The following is a 21816-nucleotide window of genomic DNA, read 5'->3' as shown; positions in this document are numbered from 1 at the left end:
GCGAAACGCGATCACGCGTCCGGCATCACCTGCGCAAAGCTGGTGATGGCGGCGAACTCGCCGCAATCCTTGTGCGGCTGGCGTGAATCGGGATTGCACACCGCCAGCAGCTGCGCGATGCCGTAGGCCTGTGCACTTTTCAGCACCGGCAGGCTGTCGTCGACAAACAGGGTGCGGTGTTTGTCATACGGTTCGATCGCCTGCAGGCTCTGCCAGAAATCCGGGTGCTCTTTGGGCAGCCCGACTTGATGGGACGAGATCAGCGCGTCGAAATAGGCGTCGATGCGGGTTTCGCGCATTTTCAGGCCGAGGCTCTTGGGATGTGCGTTGGTCGCCATCACCACGCGGCGCCCGGACGCCCGCAGCGCCTGCAGAAAGGCGGGCACGTCGGGGCGCACCGCGATCAGGTGCGCGACCTCTTCCGTCAGCTGCACGATGTCGAGCGCGAGCTCGCTGCTCCAGAAATCCAGGCAGTACCAGTTGAGCGTGCCGCTGTGTCGCGCGTAATGCGCGCTGAGATGCGCACGCGCCACTTCCGGCGCGAGGCCGTGGTATTCGGCATAGCGGCGCGGCATGTGCTCCAGCCAGAAATGGTTGTCGAAATAGAGGTCGAGCAGGGTGCCGTCCATGTCGAGGAAGACGGTGTCGATTCGCGACCAGTCGATCATTGCAGCGTTACCGCATAGCATCCTGGCGTCACGTCAGAACAGTTCGTCCCTGGAGATGCCGCGCCGCCGCAATGTCTGCCGCAGCACGCGCAGGGATTCCATCTGGATTTGCCGCACGCGTTCGCGGGTGACCTGCAGCTCCAGCGCCAGGTCTTCCAGCGTGCAGGCCGCGCAGCCGTTCAGGCCGAAACGCCGCTCGATGACCCAGCGCTGCTTGTCGTTGAGCTGGGTCAGCCATTCGTGGACGTGGTGCTCGATTTCCTCCAACTGCAGCATTTCATCCGGCAGGTGGGCGTTGTCGTCGGCGATTGCCTCGCCCAGCGACAGCGTGGGATCAACGTCGAGCGGCGCATCGAGCGAGGCCACCCGCTCGTTCAGCTGCATGATGCGGCGCACATCCGCGACCGGGTGCCCGGTCAGTGCGGCGATGTCGTCCGACGTCGCGTCGGCGACGCCGTGCGTTTCCAGATGACGCCTGGCACGCAGATAGATATTGAGTTCCTTGATGATGTGCACCGGCAGGCGGATGGTGCGCGACTGGTTCATGATCGAGCGCTCGATGTTCTGACGGATCCACCAGGTGGCATAGGTGGAAAAGCGGAAGCCGCGCTCGGGGTCGAATTTTTCCAGCGCGTGGATGAGGCCGAGGTTGCCCTCCTCCACCAGGTCGAGCAGAGTCAGCCCGCGGTTGGCGTAATGCTTGGCGATGTTGACCACCAGCCGCAGATTGCGCTCGATCATGGTCTGGCGCGCCTCGAAGTCGCCCTCGACCACGCGCCGCGCCAGCGCGACTTCCTCTGCCGCAGTCAGCAACGGTGCCTGGCCGATTTCGTTGAGATACAGCTGGGTGACGTCGACCTGCGGCTCGCCGAGGATGGCCGACGCCAGCTCATCGCTGCTGTCTGCCCTCGCCCGCAGCGCTGCTTCGGCTTCTGCCTCGTCAGGCGTCAGGTCATCCGATTCATCGCGGGGATCCGTGCTCATGAGCGCTCCGGCAGATAGATCAGGGGATCGAGCGGTTTGCCATAACGGCGGATCTCGAAATGCAGTTTCACCCGGTCGGCGCCGCTGTCGCCCATCAGGGCAATCTTCTGCCCGGCGGTCACCGTGTCGCCTTCCTTCACCAGGATCGTTTCGTTGTGCGCATAGGCCGAGAGAAACTCGCCCGCATGCTTGACGATCAGCAGCTGTCCATAGCCGCGCAGGCCGCTGCCGCTATACACCACCTTGCCGGGCGCCACGGCGATCACCGGCGCATTGCGCTGCCCGACGATGTCGATGCCCTTGCCGCCCGCCGCGCCAAAATGGCCGGCCAGCATGCCTTCGGCCGGCCACAGCCAGGTATCGACCAGCCCGCTTGCGGCAGGCGCCGGCGGCATCGCTGCGACAGGTGCCGGCCTGACCACAGCGGGCGCGACTACCGTCACCGGCGCACCCGACACTTTCGCCCAGTTGGCCTCGGAATACGGCAGCAACACCGCTTGCGGTTCGCGCAGCACGGGCGGCCCTGCCAGCGGCGCATCCAATGGCGCATCCAGCGGGCGCGCGCTCGGTGCGGGCTCGTCGTCGAGCGGCTTGATTTCGACCGCACCCGGCGGCGGCGTCAGCCGCAACGCCTGGCCAACCAGAATGCGATCGGGTGATTCGAGTCGGTTCCAGAGGGCGATCTCGCGATAATCAAGGCCGTTGGCAAAGGCGATGGCATACAGCGTATTGCCGCGCTGCACGGTATGCAGGCCATTGGTGGACGGCGCAATCGGTGGCGTGACTGGCGTGACGGGCTTGACCGCCGTGCGTGCCTGCCCCCGGTCGCTCACCGGCGCAGGCCCGGGCGAGGTGCAGGCAGCAAGTCCCAGCAGCAACATGCCCAGTCCGGCGACCGATGCGCGCCCTCCGCCAGCCCTCCCGATCACGCGACCCCAGGCAGCCGTCTTCATTACGCCACCCCGGGCAGCAGGGGGACGAACTTCACCCCTTCGTGCAGGCGCTCGGTGTAGGCATCGCCCTGGCGTTCCACCACGCACAGCGTCTGCGTGGCATGACCGAGCGGCATCACCAGGCGTCCGCCGTCGGCCAGTTGTGCCAGCAGGGCCTGCGGCACCTCGGCAAACGCGGCCGCAATCACGATGGCATCGAACGGCGCGAAATCCTTCGCCCCATGCATGCCGTCGCCGTGCTTGGGCTTGACGTTGTTGATTCGGAGTTCGCGCAGCCGCACACGCGTCCTGCCGACCAGCGCGGCGATGCGCTCCATCGACACCACCTCGCGCGCCAGCTTGCCCAGCACCGCGGCCTGATAGCCGCAGCCCAGCCCGATTTCCAGCACGCGCCCGAGCGACTGGCCGTGTCTGTTCTCACCATGACGGGCCAGTTCGGCCATGCGCGCCACGATGTAGGGGTTGGAAATGGTCTGACCGAAGCCGATCGGCAATGCGGTGTCTTCGTAGGCGCGCGACTCCAGCGCCTGGTCGACGAACAGGTGGCGCGGCACCATGCCCATCGCCGCCAGCACGATTTCGTCCCGGATGCCCTGCTCGCGCAGGCGCTCGATCATGCGGTCGCGCGTGCGCGCCGAGGTCATGCCGATGCCGGCGCGCGGGTTCAGGATTTCAGCCATGCGTTCACGCTGTCCATCTGGCTAAAACGGGTCAAATCCATTTGCAGCGGGGTGATCGAAACGAAGCCGTTGGCGATGGCATGAAAGTCGGTGCCCTCGCCGGCGTCCTGCGCCAAGCCCGCCGCGCCCACCCAGTAGACAATCTGGCCGCGCGGGTTGGTGGTTTTCACCACCGATTCGGCCTTGTGGCGCTTGCCCAGCCGGGTCACGCGGAGGCCGCCCAACTCGACCCAGCCACGATCCGGCACGTTGACGTTGAGCAGCATCGCTTCGGCCGGCGGCTGCGCCTGGATGCGCTGCACCAGTTCGACCACCACGCGCGCGGCGGTGTCGAAGTGCTGCGCATTGTGGTTGGCGAGCGAGACCGCAATCGACGGAATGCCGAGCAGATAGCCTTCGGTGGCAGCGGCGACCGTGCCGGAATAGATGGTGTCGTCGCCCATGTTGGCGCCGTGGTTGATACCGGAAATCACCATGTCCGGCATGTGATCGAGCATGCCGGTAACGGCCAGGTGCACGCAGTCGGTCGGGGTGCCGTTGACGTAATAAAAGCCGCCCGGGGCCTGGCGCAGCATCAGCGGGCGGTCGAGCGTGAGCGAATTGGACGCGCCGCTGCGGTCGCGTTCGGGCGCCACCACGGTAATGTCGGCCAACGGCGCCAGCGCCTGCGCCAGCGCGGCAAGGCCGGGCGCGAAATAACCATCGTCATTGGACAGCAGGATGCGCATCAGTGGCCGCCTCCGGACAGGGCAGGCAATCGGCACAGGGAATTCATAGCGGTGATGCGGACGTCAAACATGCGCCCGATTCTACCATCCCGATTTGATCGGTTCAGCCTGGAAACCGCATATCTATCCGCGAAGGACGCGAAGTCCATTAGTGGGGCGATTGCACTTGATCGCCGGCTCTGCCTTGATCTCTTTTCGGCCTTCGCGGATTCTCCAGTTTCAGTCGTATTCCCGGGTGTAGAACGCGTCGAAACTGCTTTGCTGGCCCGCCTGCGCTTCGAGCCGTACCCGTGGCGACAGCTGGTACAGCACCTTGACCACCTGGCTCAGCCCGTCGAGGCTCTGCTCGTAGCTCAGTATCGCACGCGAGGACAGCCGCTTGCCGGCGCTGACCACGGTGCTGGTGAGATCTTCGCCCTCGCCCGCCCGCACGTCGAAGGTGTCGATGCGTAGTGCCTCGGCAAGCTGTGCCTGAAAATTCACCGATTCCGTCTGGCTCAGCAGTGCGCCGGCGGCGATCTGAAGCAATGCAAATTCCTGCTGCCCGCCCTTGCCCAGACCATGTCCCAGCACTAGCCAGGAGAGCTTCTCGGTATCCGGCAGCGGCGGATCGGAATACAGCGTCACCTGCGGGCGCTGCACCGTTCCCCGGACCTGCACGCCGGCCGTGACCGTGGGCGTCTTGCGCACCGCCAGGACGTCGATCCCGGGGTTGTCGATCGGGCCGATGAAGCTGAGCACGCCGCGCTCGATGACGAGTGATTGCCCATAGGCCGCATAGCGTCCCTCGACCACCTGGATGCGCCCCTCGCCGCGCAGCACCTCGTTCACGGTGTATACGCGCAACTGGCCGCCCAGACGCGCGTCGAGACCGGCGCCCTTGAACAGGAAATCGTCGCCCAGATTGAGCTTGAGGTCGAGCTGCAGCGGGATACGCTGGGCAGCGGTTTTTTCACGCGGCGGCTGGCCGACGACGACCACATCGGCCGACAGCCTGGGGCGTCCGGCTTCCGGGATTTCAATGCGGGCGCGGTCCGCGCGCAACTCGCCTTCCAGACGCAGCCGCTGCTGACTGAAGGCGAGCTGGCTGACGCCGGAAATCACCACGCGCCGATCGCTGCGGTTGGTGACGGCGAATTTTTCGAAGGTGAGCGCAAGGCTGGCCTGCGGGTCTCGGAATTGCGCCTCGCCACTTACCCCGATGCGTCCGCTTTGTCCGTAGAGCACGCCTTCCTGCACCCGCACGCGATCGTCGGCCAGGATGAGCTTGAGCGTGCCGTCAGTGATCGATACGCCTTCTTCTGGCATGGAAAACCGGATCGCGTCGGCGGCAATCTGGCCGTCGATGCGCGGCGCCGCCAGACTGCCGCTGCCCGTGAGCTGGGCGTTGAGGCGGGCGTCGGCCCGGATGCCGACTGGAATGAAGAGCCTGACCAGACGCAGGTCGGGCACGTCAAGCTGCGCCGTCCACGCCAGCGGCGCAGTGCGCGGCAGGGTGAAGAAGGCGCCCTCGCGCAGCAGCGTCGCTCGTCCGTCGGCGCGCAGCTGGCCGGCTTCGCGGCTGGCTGCCTCGACGTGAGCCGTGACGCGGCTGGCCACGGCGTCGAGGTCGAGTACGAGCGTCGTCAGCCCCAGACTCTGCGCCGGCTCTTTCATGCGCACATCGCCCGACTGACGGCGCAGCCGCAGCTGGCCGTCGAGGGTATCTCCGGCGCGCAGATTCCAGTCGCCATCAACCCTGAGATCGGTGGTGAAAGGCGGCTCGGTTTCCAGCAGCGCCACCAGCGGCGCCAGCGGCAGGTTGGCGAGCGCGCCGCGGCTGGCCAGTTGCGTGCCCTGGCGGCTGAACTGCTCGACGCTCAAGCGGCCGCCTGCCAGCGTCAGCGCCAGATTGCTCACCTGCTGCTGTTCGCGCGACAGCAGCAGGGTGGCGGGCGCCATCAGTTGCATCGGCCAGGGTCCCTGCGCCACGGCCTGATTCAATTGGCCGCGCCAGACCTGGCTCGCATCCAGCCCGCCCGCCAGGCTTGCCGTCCCCCGCCAATCGGGCATGCGGGCGTCGAGCGTCAGGGTGTGGGCTTTGCGGCGGCCCTGCAAGTTGGCGTGAACGACACTCAGGCGCTGCCCGGCCAGTTGCACGCCGCGCGCATCGAACTGGCCGCTGAACATACCGTTGGCGGCAGCCTGCAGATTGAGCTGCAGGTTCAGCGCATCAGCAGCGATGTCGTTCGGCAGGCGCAGGCCGCTGGCGGCCAGTACCGCCTCGATCTGCGGCTGGCCGGGGTCGCCGCTGACGCTGCCGGTGCTGGTCAGGCGGCCGGCCAGGCCGAGCTTGAGGCGCGCCAGTGCGGGCGCGTCGATATCCCAGTTGAGGCGGTCGCCGGCGCGGCCAAAGGCGCCTTTCACCTTGGCCAGGTTGCCGGCCAGATTGAGGTCGATGTCGGCGTCGGCCAGATGCCGGTTTTCGTAGCGCAGCCGGCCTTGTCCGGTGACCGGGCGGCCTTCGAGCTCGCCCGGTGGCAGGGTGAACCGGGTTTGCAGGCGCAGTTCGGGCAGCAGCGTGCCGCTTGCCTGGCCGCGCGCATTCAGCCGCCCGCGCGGAAATTTGCCGAAGCGCGCCGGGTTGATTTGCGCGGCGTCGAATTCGGCGGAAAACGCACGGCCGGCATCGAGCCGCAGTTCGCCCTTCGCAGTCAGGCGTCCTGCCTGACCAGAGAAATTGGCCGATTCCAGCCGCAAGGCCGCGTCGGTATGGCTGAGCGTAAAGCGGCCCTGCCCCCAGGTCTCGCTGACCTCGCCGCTGAGCGTCTGGCGCGCCGCGTCGCCCGTCAGCTGTAAAACGGCACGCATTCGGGTGGCATTCAGGTCGCCGTGCAACCCGGCCAGGTTCAGACGCGGGCTTTCCAGATTCACCGTAAAGCGGCCGTCGCGCCACTGGCCGTCGCCGGTAAATTGCCCGGCCGCGCCAAGATCAATGGCCAATGAACTGAAGTCGGCGTGCGTGGCGTCGCCCAGCACCGCGCCGGTCAGGTTGGCCAGCGGCAGGCGATCCTGGTCGAGCCGCCCGGCCAGCCGGTTGGACAGGCTGAAGGTGCCGAGCAGGCGTTCGCCCGGCTGGCCTTCGAACACGCCGGAAAACGCCAGATCGGCGCTCGGCGCGTCCGCCAAGAACTGGCGCGGATCGATCCCCTCGCCGGCCACCAGCAGCCGGGGCAGACGCACTTTCGCAAATGGCGCCGCCACGCCGCGTGCCATGACATTCATGCCTTCAGCCAGGGCGTCCAGCTTGAACTCAATCGCCGCCAGTTCGCCGGTCAGTCCGAGTGCGGCCTGCACCGGCACGGGCGTGCTCCGGATCGCGTTGAACTGGCCTTGCAATTTGAACGGTGCATCCTTCTGGATACCGAACTGTCCATCCACGTCCGCCCACGGCGTCCCGGCTGCGGCAATCAAGTCAAAGCGGTCGCCCCTGCCATCCACCTTGCCATGCAGCGCGTTGAAGCTCAGTGTCTGCCCCATATCGACCACATCGAGTTGCGCCACATCCCATGCGGCCACCCGGATATCCAGCAGCCAGCGCAAGGTGCCAGGATAGGCCGGGGGGGTCGGATCTTTTTTAAGAATGTCCAGCCGCACCTGTTGCGCAGCCAGCAAGTCGATCTCGATCAGTCGATGCCACAGCGATCGGGGTTGCCAGTCCAGTCGTACCTGTTGCAGGGTGATGCGCTGCATGTCCGTCGTGATGATCAGTTTCTGGATGTGGACCGACGTGCCCAAATGACCTTCCACCCCTTCGAGCACCAGGCGGCCATCGCTCAGCGGCGTGGCCTGTTTCGCCAGCCACAAGAATCCCGTGGCCGTGCTGGTCAGCCACCACACGGCCAGAACCAGCACGGCCAAACCGGCCAGGAGCGACGCCAGCGCCCAGGCAACGCGCCTCAAAACGACACCCCGAGCGAGAAATGCAGGCGAAACTTCTGGGTGGCCTCGCCATACGCCAGGTCGAGGTTGATCGGCCCCACCGGTGAACGGTAGCGCGCGCCGACGCCATAACCGAACACCGGCGACAGGGCGCCGAGGTTGTCGGCCGCGTCGCCTGCATCGACGAACACGGCTATACCCCAGTTGCCTTCGAAGAAATGGTGGTATTCGACGCTACCGGTGGCGAGATAACGCACCGATGCCACCCCGCCTTCCAGCGTGCGCCCCAGGCTCTGGTAGGCGTAGCCGCGCACCGAGTTGTCGCCACCGGCACGGAACAGGAAATCGGTGGGGATGCCGTTGCGTGTATCCGCCAGCACGCTGCCGAGTTCGCCGCGCAGGATCAGCCGCCCGTTGTCGCCGGCGCGGAAATACTGGGTGTGACGCCCGTACAGGCGGATGAAGCTGGTGTCGGACAACAGCGCCTCGGACGCGCCGCCGCCGTGCAGCGTGAGCACATGGCCGCGCCGCGGATAGAAGGCGCGCCCAATCGTGCGCTGGGTCCACGCATAATTGGCGGTCAGCGCCTGGTTGCTCGCACTCACCACATCGCCAATTTCCAGTTCTTCCGTCTGGAACTGCAGCGACAGCGTCGTCTCGATCTGCCCGCGCGTGCGGCTGCGCTTGGCTGCCAGCACGGTGGCACGCGTTTCCTGTCCCTCGATGTCTTCCTGCTTGAGCAGCAGCCCCAAGCTGTTCTCGTAGCCTCTGGCATTGCGCGGCCAGGCCAGCTCCGCCCCCCCGGTCTGCCGCGCGGCTTCCAGGCGCGCATCGAGCTTCAGGCGCATTCCGCGATTCAGAATGTCGCGATGCAGCCACGATGCCTGCACCCGCGCGCCGGTGTCGGTACTGATGCCAGCGCCCACGCTGAACAATTTTTCCGGCCGCTCGACCACGTCCACCCGGATCGGCACTGCCGCCGCCAGCGCGGGATCGGGCTCGATGCGCACCGTGGCCTGCGCGTAATAGCCGCTCATATCCAGCGCCGCCTGGTAGTCCAGCAGATCCTGCACGCGATACGGCTGGCCCGGCTTCAGCGGGCTCAGATTGCGGATGATCGACTCGGGGTAACGCTGGCTGCCGCTGATGGCCGGTTCACCGTAAAAAAACGCTGGTCCGCTGTCCACCGTCGCCGTCAAATCCGCCGCCTGCGCCGCAGGATCGATACGCGCCTCGCTCGCCGCCAGACGCGCAGCAGGATAACGGACAGTCAGCAGCGGTCGCAGCAGCGCCACCTTGGCCGCATCCCAGTCGGCCTGGCGAAACGGCATCCCCGGCTGCAGCGTGAAACTGGGCTCTGAACGCGCGCGCAATCGCGGCCCCGCCTCGCCCGCATCGGCCAGCGCCCCGGCATAGTCGATCTTCACCGTGCGGACCCGGGTGCGTGGCCCCGGCGTCACCCTATAGCGCAGCACCCAGTCGTTCCCCACCTGCGTCAAGCTGCTGTCGATCTGCGGCGAGAAATACCCCTCCGTCGCCAGCAACTCGCGCGCGGTTCCCGCACTCACACTGCGCAACCGCTCCAGTTCCGCCTCGTCCAGCACCTCGCCCAGCCGCGCCGCGCGCGCCGCTTCCAGGTACTGAACCAACAGTGGCTTGAGTTCTTCCGGCGCCTCCACCTCCACCGTCAGGGCGTGCGCCGGCGTCGCGCACAGCGCGGCAAGGAACACCAAGACTTTGAAAAGGCGAGGAGGCAAGACAGCCCACAAAAAATAAAGTCGTCAGCTCATTCTAGGGGGTGCACTGGAATCGGGCAAAAACCATGAGCGAAATAAGCGGACGACGGATACGATTGAGCGTTGGCGCCGAGGGACCGGTGCCGGCCAGGAACGGACCGTCAGGGTATTCGTACAGACAGTCCGGTTGAGAGTGGAAGCGGTCATCCAGAGATGGCGCGTGATCGGCAGGATGCGCCCAATATAGCCACTCCGTCCTGATAGTTTCTTTGTAAGACGTGGGCAATGGCACATGATTGCCGCAGCCTGATTTTCATCAGGACAAGACGCCCAGCGCGACCAGCACGACGATGACGCCCACGATTACAGCGCCTGCGCTTAGTAGCAGAACCGCCCCCGCCGCGCAGTCCTTGGCGGTCCCGATCGCGGGGTGAATCTCGGGGTGCAAATGGTCGATGAGCGACTCCAGCGCTGTGTTGAATAGCTCTGCCGCCAGCACCAGCAAGGCGATGATCAGGCATAACGCCCACCATACGGCGGATACCCGCAGCAGCAGGAGCGCGACCGGCAGGGCGAGGGCGAAGATGGTCTGGATGCGAAAGCTGCGCTCGTTTCGCCACGCTGCGGCGATGCCTTCCCAGGCAAAGCCGAGTCGTTGTCGCATCCCTCTGTTCTTCATGTCATTCACTCCGGTTGATAAACCAGCAGCACGCCTTTATCCCATACAACGTCTTCGCTGACCGACTGAGGCACGCCGTCACGCCCGACAAGTCGTGTTGGCAAACCTGAAAGACTCTCGAACAAAATCTGGCGTGGCGTGTTGAAATCCTGGCCGTCCTGCGGCAGGTTAAACCAGGCCAGCGGGCGGCTTATTCTTTCCTCTGTCACGGTGCCGACCCATATCGGTGTGCGCGGAGCCTGCAACATTTTGTCTGATGACCACAAGCGCAACACCAGACGCTGGTCTGGCTTGCCCTTGAGCGGGTAGATCAAAGCCAGCATTTCATGACGGCCGTCGTGAACATGCGGCAGCAGCGGTAATTGCATGGCCGGGCGACGGGTGTCGAACCAAAGCAACAGGCTCTTGCCGGTAACGGGCAATGCTTCCCGCCATCCTCGCGCCGCCAGCCTGGCGCGCAGGAATTCGAGCGATCCGGCCCACTGAATGGTCAGCGGCTGCTCGTACTCGCCCTCGATGTCAATGCGCCAGGCAGGCAGGGTTTGCCAGCCCTGGCTCCACCAGTCCTGCTGGGCAATCAGTGTGGATGGATGGCGAACCGCGTAGCGTATGGTATCGGTGGCGCGCTGGTTCGCTGCATGAACGCCCGCGCCCACGATGAGTGCGATAGCCGCCACGACCAGCAGGCCGCGCGCCGATACCGAAGGTGCCGGACGGCGCAAGTACGCGATGCCCAGCAGTGCCACCCATGCCACCCCGAAACTTAAGCCGCCCAGCACGTCGGACAGCCAGTGCGCGCCCAGGTAAATGCGCGAGAAAGCGATCAGCCCCCCGAGCAAGGCCATGACGCTGAACACCGCGAGTTGTCCGCGCAAGGACAATTCGCGCGCGGTCAGCACGGCCAGGAAACCGAAGATGACGATGCTCATGGCTGCATGGCTGCTGGGGAAGCCGAATGCGATCATGCCATCGTACAAAGGCAGCGGGCGCGGCAGGCCGAATCCCGCTTTGAGAATCACGGTGAGCGCCGCGCCAAAACTCGCTGCGGCGAGCCAGTAGGCGACCGGCCGCCAGGCACGTTTCCATACCAGCCATAGCAGCACTGCCGTGATGACTGAAAGCGTTACTGCGGCATCGCCCAATTGGGTGAACGCGATCATCACGCTGTCGCCCAAGGGCGTGCGTAGCCCCTGCAGCAGGTGATATAGCGTCTTGTCGACAACCACCAGTGGGTCGCCGGTAAGCACATCCTCGATAATCCCGAAAAACATCCAGGCGGCGGCGATCAATACCGCCGCGAACACCAGCAAGGCGCGGGATTCGGGGCGCGCCGGATCGAGCAGCGATGCGACCATGCCACGGAATGACCAGGTTCTCGCCGGCCGCGCGTTACCCGCCCAGGTCTGAAGTTGCGCTATCCCTTGTTCGACGCGCGGTTGCAGCCAGACCAGGCTGCGGCTGACGATCCAGATGCCGCTCCAAATCATGATCAATAGCAGCACGAGGATCAAAGCGAGACGCGTTGCCACCGCCCCCGCCAAACCCAGCGAGGCGCCGAAGACGACACCGGGCAGGATATAGGTCGGCGCCCAACCGAGCGCTGACAGGATGTTGGCCGCGTAAAAACGTGTCGGAGGCATGCCGAGCATGCCAGCCACCGCAGGAATCACGGGGCGAATCGGTCCAACGAAGCGCCCCAGGAAAATGCTCATGCCGCCATGCCGATGAAAGAACGCCGTGCCCTTTTCCAGCAGGGTCGGATAGCGCCTGAAAGGCCAGCGATTGGGCAGTTCGGCACGGTAGTGGCGTCCCAGCCAGTAGCTACCGGCGTCTCCGGCGATCGCGCCTGCGACAGCCCATACCAGCGTGACCCACAACTCCAACGAGCCGACCGCTACAACGGCGCCTGCGCCGAACATAACGAGCGCGCCAGGAATGAACAGTCCCACGACCGCGAGAGATTCGCTGAACGCGGCGAGAAAAACGGTCGCATAGGCCCACTCAGGGTGTCGGGCAATCCAGGCGATTAAAGTATTAAAGTTGGCAATGTCCACTATTGCTTGCCTTTAGCCTGAGACAAATCAGCTTACCATGCCCCCCTTGGTCGTCTGGGTGTCGCAGGGCGTTGATTTCCTGCGTGGCGGGCAGAGCCAAAACACTGCTCATCTATCCTCGCCCGGTGGCGGGTTTTGCGTCGAGCAGGACTTTGCCTATCAGGTCGGCGCGCAGCAAGAGGTTCTTTTCCTGCAAGCGGATAATGAAAAATAAGATCAGTCACTCGACCCGCACAGAAACTTTGCCCATGAAATCGAGTACACCGCCGCCGGATACCGAAAGCACCGCCATCCCTGCCCGTATACCCCTGGCCATCTGGACGCTCGGCTTTGTCAGCTTGTTGATGGATATCTCGTCCGAGATGATTCACAGCCTGTTGCCGGTCTTCCTGGTCACGACCCTGGGCGCAAGCGTATTCGTTGTAGGCCTGATCGAGGGGGTGGCGGAGGCCACCGCACTGATCGTCAAGGTGTTCTCGGGCGCGCTTTCCGACTACTGGGGGCGGCGCAAGCCCCTTGCCGTTTTTGGCTACGGGCTGGGGGCGCTCTCCAAGCCCTTGTTCGCGCTGGCAACAAGTTCCGGGCTCGCCTTCGCCGCGCGCCTGATCGACCGGGTCGGCAAGGGTATCCGGGGGGCACCGCGGGATGCGCTGGTGGCGGACATCGCGCCACCCGAACTGCGCGGGGCGGCCTTTGGCCTGCGCCAATCCCTCGACACCGTGGGCGCCTTCCTCGGCCCGCTGCTTGCATTGGGCTTGATGATGCTATGGGCGAACGACTTTCACGCCGTCTTCTGGGTGGCCGTTATCCCCGGTTTTCTCTCTGTCGCCTTGTTGCTGTTTGGCGTTCAGGAGCCCGAGACTAAACGGGCCGGCCATCCCGTCAATCCCATTCGCCGGGAAAACCTGCGCCGGCTGTCGCGCGCTTACTGGTGGGTCGTGGTAATCGGCGCCATGTTCACCCTGGCGCGGTTCTCCGAGGCATTTCTTGTCTTGCGTGCCTGGCAAGGCGGCTTGCCCGTCGCGTCAGCGCCATTGGTGCTGATCGCCATGAATGTTGTTTACGCGCTTTCGGCTTACCCATTCGGCAAGCTATCGGATGGCATGAATCACGCCAGCTTGCTCGTGTTGGGACTTGCGATTCTGATCGGCGCGGATGTCGCGCTGGCTTACAGCAACCACTGGGGCTGGGTGTGGCTGGGCATCACACTGTGGGGCTTGCACATGGGCATCACCCAGGGCCTGTTGGCGAGGATGGTGGCCGATACCGCGCCGGCAGAATTGCGGGGCACCGCCTACGGCTTCTTTAATCTGGTGAGCGGTATGGCGATGCTCGTGGCCAGTGCACTGGCCGGCCTGCTGTGGGATCGCTTCGGCGCATCGCAGACGTTCATCGCAGGGGCCGTATTCAGCGGCCTCGCATTGATGGCGATCGTGTTGCGTGGCCGCATTCCGGCGCTGCGGAGGTGACCCTACATAGCCGTTCGTTCATACTTTCTTTCCAGCCGGATTTTCACATTCCGCCTCACGTGAATGCCTACTGTTAGCCGATAGTTCCAGTTTCCTGAGCGAACAGGAATGTCTGCTTACCGCTGCGAAGCGGGCGTTGAGACTGCAAGCCCACCGGCTGTTCAGGGTCGACTGCTGCCGGTCACGCGCCATCTCTGACTGTCCGCTTCCAGTTTGGGGCTGACGGTAGACAACATATGTTCGACCTGCCAAAAGGTGGTCGCGCCCCACTTTCAGGCCAGAAGTGCCCCGACGTAGAGTCGTTGGGAGCTAACCGGATAAGCACGCAATAATCAACTTCTGCGTTACATTTTGATCCATGGTCGGGCATCCCTGCAGGTTTTGCTTGGGATACTTATTGTTCTTCCTCGAAGTTGTACGCAGGCAATGTGCTGAGCCGTCCGTCATCAACTGGGCCGCCCACCGTGAAGTGGTAGAAACTCTGCCACTCGCGTGAAGCGATGCCGAAAGCCGCATGGACTGGATCGTCGAAGTAGCAGCCGATCCCGGTGGCGCGGATGCCTGCCTCTTCGGCCTCCAGATAAAGTATCTGGCCCACCATGCCGGCCTCCCAGAACAGGTTGCGGTAGAACGAGGCGCCGTAGCTGGCCAGGCTATCCATGTAGTCGGCGATCATGGCCAGGCTGAAGGCACCATCGCCGGCGATGTCCTGGCCGCAGGAGACGGTGATCGCCAGCGCTCGACAGTCTCCCTCCTTGAGGAGGTACAAGGGGAGCCCGGGCGGGCAGTCTGGCACGCGCTGCCAACAAAATTCTGAACCCATCACTCGCTTGAGAATTTCGATCTTGTCCGGATCTCGGACGAGCACGTAGAGGCCAGGCACTAAGCCATCGACGCGGTGAACGAAGAGCCCGAGGTGGATGCGTGGTCGCCAGGGAATTGCGTCCCAGGGCATACCTTGCCGCTCATGTGTTGGGATCAACCGGGCGAACATGCGAAAGAACGCGGCGCGCGAGATCGACGTTGAGCCATCCATCGCTACCGCGCTGCGGCGGCCAAGGATGGCCTTCTCTGCGCTGAGCAGACCCTGACGGACAGGTGTCCCAAAAAGTTCATCTTCCGAAGGAAAACCGGAGAAGTCTTCCTTGATAGGCGTGCTTTCGCAGCGTCGAGTCGCCTGCGCAACCTCATCGATCACGGGCCATGCGACGCCGTGTTCTGGGCTAAGCATGTTTGCCATGCCCTGCCAAAGCACGCCAGCTTTGTAGGCCATCAGCGGCTTCGAGTCGGTCGCAAGCGGCATCGAGCCCGGTGTAATTAACACGAGCAACTCAGCTTCCTCGCGCTCTGACCCCGCAAAGTCTTCTTCGCGGTCTAGCCCCAGCAGGCTGGAGAGGGTGCTATTGCTCACGCCATTGAGGAGCATCAGTCTCCAGCCGAGCGCCGCTGCCGCGATACGCAGGCCGGCCAGCGCGTGTCCGACATCGTGCTGGCAATAGCGGAACGCACGCTCGCCGTACTTCCAGGCTTCTCGCCAATGCACCGACGACAGACCCACGAGGAAGGAGCCATCAGGAAAAGCCCCAACCAGCTCGGTCCACCGCTCCGCGTCGAGCGCTGCTCGTCGTTCAAGAGCGTGTTCCCTAGGCGCGTAGTGGTACACGGCGGCGGTCTCGCCGATCTGATCGACCGCAGGCAGTAGGGCGTAGCCTTCGGTCGGATGAAGATTCCCGCTCGAAGGATTTGCGCGCAACGGCCACTTAGTCTCGCCGACTTGCTTCCATGCCGTCAGTGAGAGTGCGTAGCGAAAAAACAGCGAGACCGACTCCAGCGACAGTGGCACTGGCGGCACAGTCGCGCTCGCATAAAGCTGCCAATAGGGCAGTGGGCAACCCGCTTTGGGCAGAGGGAGGCGAACCAGGTCCGCTCCCGCGTAGCGCCGAAACGGATCGGGCTGTGTCGCCCAGTCCATGTAACCGAGCGCGGCGGCGTAGCGATGGAAGTGATGCTTGGTCCGCTCGTGGTAGGCGACGACCACCGTTTCTGAAGATGACTCTCCCTCAAGAAGGTCGGCTCGTTTCAGTGCAGTTGGCTCCGCCGACAAGGCTGAAAGACGATGGGATGTCATGGCAATCTTAGTCATGCTGTGCCGTAATCAAAGACCCTTCGCGCTCATCAGCGGCGCGTCGCAGCTACGGTTAAAGTCATTCCTGACACGCTTCACGCTACCGCTACTCAGTGGGTGTCCGGGTCTTCAGGCTGTCGACGGCATGCACCGGAGCCCTGTCACCGTTCATCAGCTCGGCGATAGTACCGTACACCATGCGATGACTTTCCAGCATGCTCTTGCCGGCGAACACGGGCGACGTCACCTCGATGATGTAGTGGCCGCCGCCTCCGTTCACTTCGGCCCGTGAATCGGGAATTTGGCGCTCGATGGCCTCACGCAGCGCATCGATGACGGAACCTTGGAAGTCAGTTGGATGGGATGACATGTGTTTCTCCTTAATACATTAGTAACGCGGCACTGGGGCATCGTTGCCGCCTTTGATGTGTAGACGTGCCCGAGGCCTTCGTGAAGCATCTGTTGGGTAGCTGCCTGGCTGTGGATTCAACGCAGCATCGGGGGATTTCATTATCCTATTCCCACTGCCCACAAAGCTCATGAACTCGAAAGACGAACAAAGCAGAAGGGAATAAAACTGACTGCGAACGAAGATATTAACGCCTACAACCAACAGGTGTTCGTTTACAAATGTCCGCTGGCAATAGCTGAACGGACATTCGATGAATATACCTCGACTGTCTCTTGAGGGTCGATTTCGGAAGAAATCAAGGAGGCCCCGGCTCGCATCATTCTTCCCGCACTCTATGCAGGCTTGCGTCCCGCCAGCCCGCTTTCATTGCCCCTCTATTTCGGCGGCACGACCGAACCCGCGTAGAACACGTCGCACTCTCCACCCGGAAAGAGGCTCCCCACCTGCTTGAGCAACTTGACCACTGGCCCGGTGAGTGACTTGAGGGTGCTCGGGTTTTCAACCACCGGGTTCTTGAAGGCGCCATGGATGGTTTGCTGCGCCCGGATGCAGCCCTTGTCGTCGATCAAGACCACGGTCACGTCGTCGAACCGCTCGTTGACGAAATCGAGCCCGCCCTGGAGGGCGACGCGGTTCTTGTTCGTCGCGATGGCCACGTCCTGCGACAGCGCAACACCTCGCTCGACTTTCCAGTCCGAGACGAGCGTCCGGATCTCGCTGCGGCCCGCCGATCCTTGCAGGATGCTCGCGAAACTGTACCCCTTGGTGACCGCCAGGCCGACAGGCCCGGCAAAGAAGAAGGCGCCCACATCCACGAGATTGAAGGTCTGGCTGGACTCGAACCGGTCGAACTCCTGATCGAGATTGCGGCCATTGAGGATGAGATTCTTGCCACGCAGCGAGACCTGCCCCTCCATGCTCTGCTTCATTTTTCTTACGGTCTCGCCCTGCATCGACAGGTTTGCGGTGAGGTCCACCGACCCTTCCGTGGCATTTTGCGGCGACAGGGGTTTGAGGAATGCATCAACGTGGAACCGCGAAAGGGCATAGCTGACGTGGTAGCGGGGAACAGCGCCCGTAAAGTCCGCCCGTAGGTTCCCGAACCCTGCCCAGCGTAGACACGCATCGTGAAGGGCTTGAGATCGAACACCCCGCGCTGCCCGGCGACCGTGAATTTCAGGTCGGATGCGGCGTGCGCCTTGGTCCGGACCGCCCCGCAAGCGACTCCCGCCGAAAGGGAAAGCTTCTTCATGTTGCCTGGGCGATCCCTGTCCGAAAGCTGCAGGCGGCTCGCGTCCAGGGGAAAAAACAGGGCGATCGCGGTGAGGACAAGCAGTCCGATGAGCGCGCCGGTGGCATAGATAATGGCCTTAAGTGATTTTGGCATGAGTCTGATCCAGGCGCGTTCAACTTCAACCGGGAGCCTTCATGGGTTGAAGACAATTTAATCCAAAGCGTTGCTGCACGGTGGGTTTTGAAAGGCGTGTGCTACTTTGAGCAACCGGCCATAAAAAAGCGGCCCACTTCCAGGGCCGCTTTCAACTCCACTTGCAGGGCTCTGGCTAGGGTCAGCCAAGCAGCCCCCTGAAGAACAACCGAATGCTGTCCCAGATGCGGCGGAAGAAGCCGCCCTCTTCGACTGCTTCGAGCGCGACCAGCGGCGCCTGCATGACGACCTTGCCGTCACCGCTCACCAGCTCGACCTGCCCCAGTGGCGCGCCGGCGGCGATGGGAGCGACCGGCTCGTCCGCTGCCAGCACGATGCGCGTCTGGTACTCGCCGCTGGTGCGCTTGGGCAGTGCGGCGGCGAAGTCGGCAGCGACGCCAGCCTTGACCGTTCGCGCGGCGCCTTTCCAGACGTCCACGCTCTGCACCGTTTCACCCTTTTTAAAGAAAGTTTTGCTGTCGAAGAAATTGAAGCCATACGCGAACAGCTTGGCCGTCTCGGTCGCCCGCGCGGCTTCGCTGTCGGTGCCGAACACTACGGCGATCAGGCGCTGGCCGTCGCGCTTGCTCGACGCGACCATGCAGTAGCCGGCTTCCTCGGTATGGCCGGTTTTCAGGCCGTCGACGGTGGGGTCGCGCCACAACAGCAGGTTGCGGTTCGGCTGCTTGATGCCGCTCCAGACGAATTCCTTTTCGGCATACATCGCATAATGTTCGGGATCCTCGATGACGATGGCCCGTGCGAGTTTGGCCATGTCGAGCGCGCTCGAATAGTGGCCTTCGGCCGGCCAGCCGGTGGCGTTGACGAAATTCGTGTCGGCGAGGCCCAAGCGCTTCGCTTCCTGATTCATCAGCGCGGCGAAGGTGTCCTCGCCGCCCGCGAGATGTTCGGCCACTGCGATGCTGGCGTCGTTGCCCGACTGTACGATGATGCCGCGCAAGAGGTCGCTCACCGCAATCTGGTCGCCGACCTTAACGAACATTTTCGAGCCACCCATGCGCCAGGCTTTTTCGCTGATGGTGACGAGATCGGTTTCCTTGATTCGGCCACGCTGAAGTTCCAGCGCGGCGACATGCGCGGTCATCAGCTTGGTCAGGCTGGCGGGCGGCAGGCGCGTGTCGCCCTGGTGATTAACCAGGACATTGCCGCTGACTGAATCCATCAGCACCCAGGATTTCGCCACCAGTTGCGGCGGCGGAGGAAGGGAGGAATCGCTCCAGGCGGCGGGCACCATCAACACACTGAAAAGCAATACGAGTCGCTGCAGAAAATACGGGGTCGTCATGGGTTTGTCGATTAGTGAGAAAACGGGATGGACATTGATGAAACTTACAGACACGCGCAATCACGCGTAGGTTCAGGATAGCATCGCCTGCCGGTCATGCAACAGCCTGACGGCATCGCCCTGTTAAACTCGCGTCATGCCGACGCCTGCACTGGCTCCCCATGGCCGCACCTGAATCTCACCGCCTCACCCGCCAGATCGTCATTGCGATGCTCGCGGGCATCGTGCTGGGCGTTGCGCTGAATCAGCTCAGCGCGGCGCCCTGGGTGCAGAATTTTGTGGTGGACGGGCTGCTGCATGTCGTCGGTTCGGTGTTCGTGGCGGCGCTGAAGATGATGGTGGTGCCGCTGGTATTCGTCTCGCTGGTGGTGGGCGTCACTGCCCTGTCGGACCTGAAGGCGCTGGGCCGCATCGGCGCCAAGGCGCTGGCGCTGTACCTGGCGACCACCGCCATCGCGGTGTCGATTGCGCTGACGCTGGCAGGCCTGGTCGGCCCCGGACAGGGATTCGATGCCGGGGATACTGCTGCCCGCTTCAGCGGCAAGGAGGCCCCATCACTCACCCAGGTGCTGATCGATATCATGCCGACCAATCCGGTGGCGGCGATGGCCGAAGGCAATATGTTGCAGATCATCGTCTTCGCGCTGCTGTTCGGCGTGGCGGTGACGATGTCGGGCGCACGCGGCAAGCACGTGCTCAACCTGTTCAACGACCTCGACGCGGTGATCATGCACATGGTCGAGTGGATCATGCGGCTCGCGCCCTATGGCGTGTTCGCACTGATCACCCGCACCTTCGCCAGCCAGGGACTGGATCTGCTGCTGCCGCTGGCGGCCTATTTCCTGACGCTGACCGCGGCGCTGGCGATCCAGCTGTTCGGCGTCTATTCGCTGCTGCTGCGCCTGCTGGGTTCGCTCAACCCGATCACCTTCCTGAAAAAGATGCGCGACCCGGCTGCGTTCGCGTTTTCCACCGCCAGTTCCGGTGCCACCATCCCGGTCACCCTGCACACGGTGGAATACAAGATGGGGGTACCGAACAGCATCGCCTCGTTCACCGTGCCGTTGGGCGCCACCATCAACATGGACGGCACCGCCATGATGCAGGGTGTGGCCACGGTGTTCATCGCCAACGTCTACGGCATCGACCTGTCGCTCACCGACTATCTGCTGGTGGTGCTGACCGCCACCCTCGCCTCGGTCGGCACGGCCGCCGTGCCGGGCGTCGGCCTGGTGACGCTGACCATGGTGCTGGGCCAGGTCGGCCTGCCAGTCGAGGGCATCGCGCTCATCATCGGCGTCGACCGGCTGCTCGACATGATGCGCACCACGGTCAACGTCACCGGCGACTGCGTGGTGAGCTGCATCGTCGCCAAGAGCGAAAATGCGCTCGATCAGGCCGTGTTCGACGACCCGGAAGCGGGTTCGGTCGAGGCCGCCACGCGCCACGCCATTCCAACCCACCCGGCTGCCTGAACCATGCTCTATCCGCTGCTCCGCCCGGCGCTTTTCTCGCTCGACCCCGAGGACGCGCACCGCTTCACCCTTGCCAGCCTCGACATCGCGCATCGCCTCGGCCTGCTGAACCTGCTGAACCTGCTGCCGCGTGCAACCGGCAAGCCGGTGCACGTAATGGGCATCGACTTCCCCAATCCAGTTGGTCTCGCGGCCGGGCTCGACAAGGACGGCGCGCACATCAACGCGCTGGCGGCGCTGGGCTTCGGCTTCATCGAGATCGGCACGGTGACGCCGCGCCCGCAGCCCGGCAACCCGAAGCCGCGCCTGTTCCGTTTGCCGCAGGGCGAGGCCCTCATCAACCGCATGGGCTTCAACAACCTCGGCGTCGACAATCTGGTGAAGAACGTCGAGGCCAGCGGATTCACTGGCGTGCTCGGCATCAACATCGGCAAGAACAAGGACACACCGAACGAACAGGCAGTCGACGACTATCTGGCCTGCCTCGGCGCCGTCTACGCGCACGCCCGTTACGTGACGGTGAACATCTCCTCGCCCAACACGCAGGGCCTGCGCGAACTGCAGAAGGACGAGGCGCTCGATGCGCTGCTGTCGGCGATCAAGCTGCGCCAGTCCGAGCTCGCGCAGCGCCACGGCAAATACGTGCCGATCGCGCTGAAGATCGCGCCCGACCTCGACGACGCGCAGATCGCCGCGATTGCCGCACTGCTGATGATGCACCGCATCGACGCCGTGATCGCCACCAACACCACCCTCGCGCGCGATGCCGTCGCCGGCCTGCCGTATGCCGATGAAACCGGCGGCCTGTCCGGCGCGCCGGTGCGCGCGGCGTCCACCCGCGTCATTGCGGCGCTGGCGCATCACCTGAAGAACGAAGTGCCGATCATCGGCGTCGGCGGCATCCTGTCGGGCGCCGACGCGCAGGAAAAAATCGCTGCCGGCGCCTCGCTGGTGCAGTTGTATACCGGGCTGATTTATCGCGGCCCGGCGCTGGTGCGCGAATGCGTGCAGCACCTCGCCTGACCCCAACAAGGAATAAGCCCGCATATTTCTAGGGAAGCGCTGATTTATTCATATTTCGTCATTGCGACCGCGAGCGTAGCGCGGCGGGAAGCAATCCAGAATGTCTGCTAAAACAAAGCTCTCTGGATTGCCGCGTCGCTGCGCTCCTCGCAATGACGGAATTAATCAGCGTTTCCC

General features: G+C 63.8%; 16 protein-coding genes. 3 read left to right on the top strand and 13 right to left on the bottom strand.

What is annotated here, in order from left to right:
- Window positions 1-11 precede the first annotated feature (11 nt).
- The 9 genes from yrfG to ABW22_RS03730 all read right to left on the bottom strand — a co-directional run bounded on the left by yrfG (window position 12) and on the right by ABW22_RS03730 (window position 12403).
- A complete protein-coding gene (gene yrfG / locus ABW22_RS03770) occupies window positions 12-668 on the bottom strand; it encodes a GMP/IMP nucleotidase (RefSeq protein ID WP_059752075.1) in 657 nt (218 codons plus the stop codon).
- Between the two features lie 33 nt (window positions 669-701).
- On the bottom strand, window positions 702-1652 hold the full coding sequence (rpoS, locus tag ABW22_RS03765) for an RNA polymerase sigma factor RpoS (protein WP_059752074.1): 951 nt from the start codon (window positions 1650-1652) through the stop codon (window positions 702-704).
- Complete coding sequence (locus ABW22_RS03760) at window positions 1649-2533, bottom strand: peptidoglycan DD-metalloendopeptidase family protein (RefSeq protein ID WP_059752090.1); 885 nt, start codon at window positions 2531-2533, stop codon at window positions 1649-1651. The genes rpoS and ABW22_RS03760 overlap by 4 nt, the downstream gene beginning before the upstream one ends.
- Before the next feature lie 71 nt (window positions 2534-2604).
- Entirely contained in the window at window positions 2605-3285 is a 681-nt protein-coding gene (locus tag ABW22_RS03755; RefSeq protein ID WP_059752072.1) for a protein-L-isoaspartate(D-aspartate) O-methyltransferase, read from the bottom strand.
- A complete protein-coding gene (gene surE, locus ABW22_RS03750; RefSeq protein ID WP_059752070.1) occupies window positions 3270-4013 on the bottom strand; it encodes a 5'/3'-nucleotidase SurE in 744 nt (247 codons plus the stop codon). The genes ABW22_RS03755 and surE overlap by 16 nt, the downstream gene beginning before the upstream one ends.
- A gap of 219 nt (window positions 4014-4232) precedes the next feature.
- Window positions 4233-7955, bottom strand: a complete 3723-nt coding sequence (locus ABW22_RS03745) for a translocation/assembly module TamB domain-containing protein (RefSeq protein ID WP_059752069.1) — start codon at window positions 7953-7955, stop codon at window positions 4233-4235.
- Window positions 7952-9691, bottom strand: coding sequence for an autotransporter assembly complex protein TamA (locus ABW22_RS03740; protein ID WP_059752067.1), 1740 nt, complete (start codon window positions 9689-9691; stop codon window positions 7952-7954). The genes ABW22_RS03745 and ABW22_RS03740 overlap by 4 nt, the downstream gene beginning before the upstream one ends.
- A 295-nt stretch (window positions 9692-9986) precedes the next feature.
- A complete protein-coding gene (locus ABW22_RS03735) occupies window positions 9987-10334 on the bottom strand; it encodes a diacylglycerol kinase (protein WP_202813905.1) in 348 nt (115 codons plus the stop codon).
- A 20-nt stretch (window positions 10335-10354) separates the two neighbouring features.
- Window positions 10355-12403: a bifunctional DedA family/phosphatase PAP2 family protein gene (locus ABW22_RS03730; RefSeq protein WP_059752065.1), complete on the bottom strand. Its 2049-nt coding sequence runs from the start codon at window positions 12401-12403 to the stop codon at window positions 10355-10357.
- An 83-nt stretch (window positions 12404-12486) separates the two neighbouring features.
- Between ABW22_RS03730 and ABW22_RS03725 the strand changes: the two genes are divergently transcribed.
- Complete coding sequence (locus ABW22_RS03725; RefSeq protein WP_237763221.1) at window positions 12487-13872, top strand: MFS transporter; 1386 nt, start codon at window positions 12487-12489, stop codon at window positions 13870-13872.
- 394 nt (window positions 13873-14266) lie between these two features.
- Here the strand turns inward: ABW22_RS03725 and ABW22_RS03720 are convergent, their stop codons facing one another.
- The 4 genes from ABW22_RS03720 to ABW22_RS03700 form a co-directional block, all read right to left on the bottom strand.
- On the bottom strand, window positions 14267-16015 hold the full coding sequence (locus tag ABW22_RS03720; RefSeq protein WP_202813904.1) for a SagB/ThcOx family dehydrogenase: 1749 nt from the start codon (window positions 16013-16015) through the stop codon (window positions 14267-14269).
- Between the two features lie 88 nt (window positions 16016-16103).
- Complete coding sequence (locus ABW22_RS03715) at window positions 16104-16367, bottom strand: BolA/IbaG family iron-sulfur metabolism protein (protein ID WP_059752063.1); 264 nt, start codon at window positions 16365-16367, stop codon at window positions 16104-16106.
- 416 nt (window positions 16368-16783) lie between these two features.
- On the bottom strand, window positions 16784-17629 hold the full coding sequence (locus tag ABW22_RS16655; protein ID WP_082708490.1) for an AsmA-like C-terminal region-containing protein: 846 nt from the start codon (window positions 17627-17629) through the stop codon (window positions 16784-16786).
- Window positions 17630-17977: 348 nt separating this feature from the next.
- The gene (locus ABW22_RS03700; protein WP_059752058.1) at window positions 17978-19141 is read right to left on the bottom strand and encodes a D-alanyl-D-alanine carboxypeptidase family protein; all 1164 of its coding nucleotides are present in this window, start codon (window positions 19139-19141) and stop codon (window positions 17978-17980) included.
- Between the two features lie 161 nt (window positions 19142-19302).
- On the opposite strand from ABW22_RS03700, the gene ABW22_RS03695 reads away from it, so the two are divergent.
- Complete coding sequence (locus tag ABW22_RS03695) at window positions 19303-20616, top strand: dicarboxylate/amino acid:cation symporter (RefSeq protein ID WP_059752057.1); 1314 nt, start codon at window positions 19303-19305, stop codon at window positions 20614-20616.
- Window positions 20617-20619: 3 nt separating this feature from the next.
- Window positions 20620-21639 (top strand): quinone-dependent dihydroorotate dehydrogenase, encoded by a 1020-nt coding sequence (locus ABW22_RS03690; RefSeq protein ID WP_059752055.1) that lies wholly within the window; start codon window positions 20620-20622, stop codon window positions 21637-21639.
- Window positions 21640-21816 lie beyond the last annotated feature (177 nt).

Origin of the sequence: Thiobacillus denitrificans, assembly GCF_001530125.1 — a bacterium.
Taxonomy (GTDB): Bacteria; Pseudomonadota; Gammaproteobacteria; order Burkholderiales; family Thiobacillaceae; genus Thiobacillus; species Thiobacillus denitrificans_C.
Note: the sequence above shows the minus strand (reverse complement) of the source record. Positions and strands in the feature narration are given on the sequence as shown.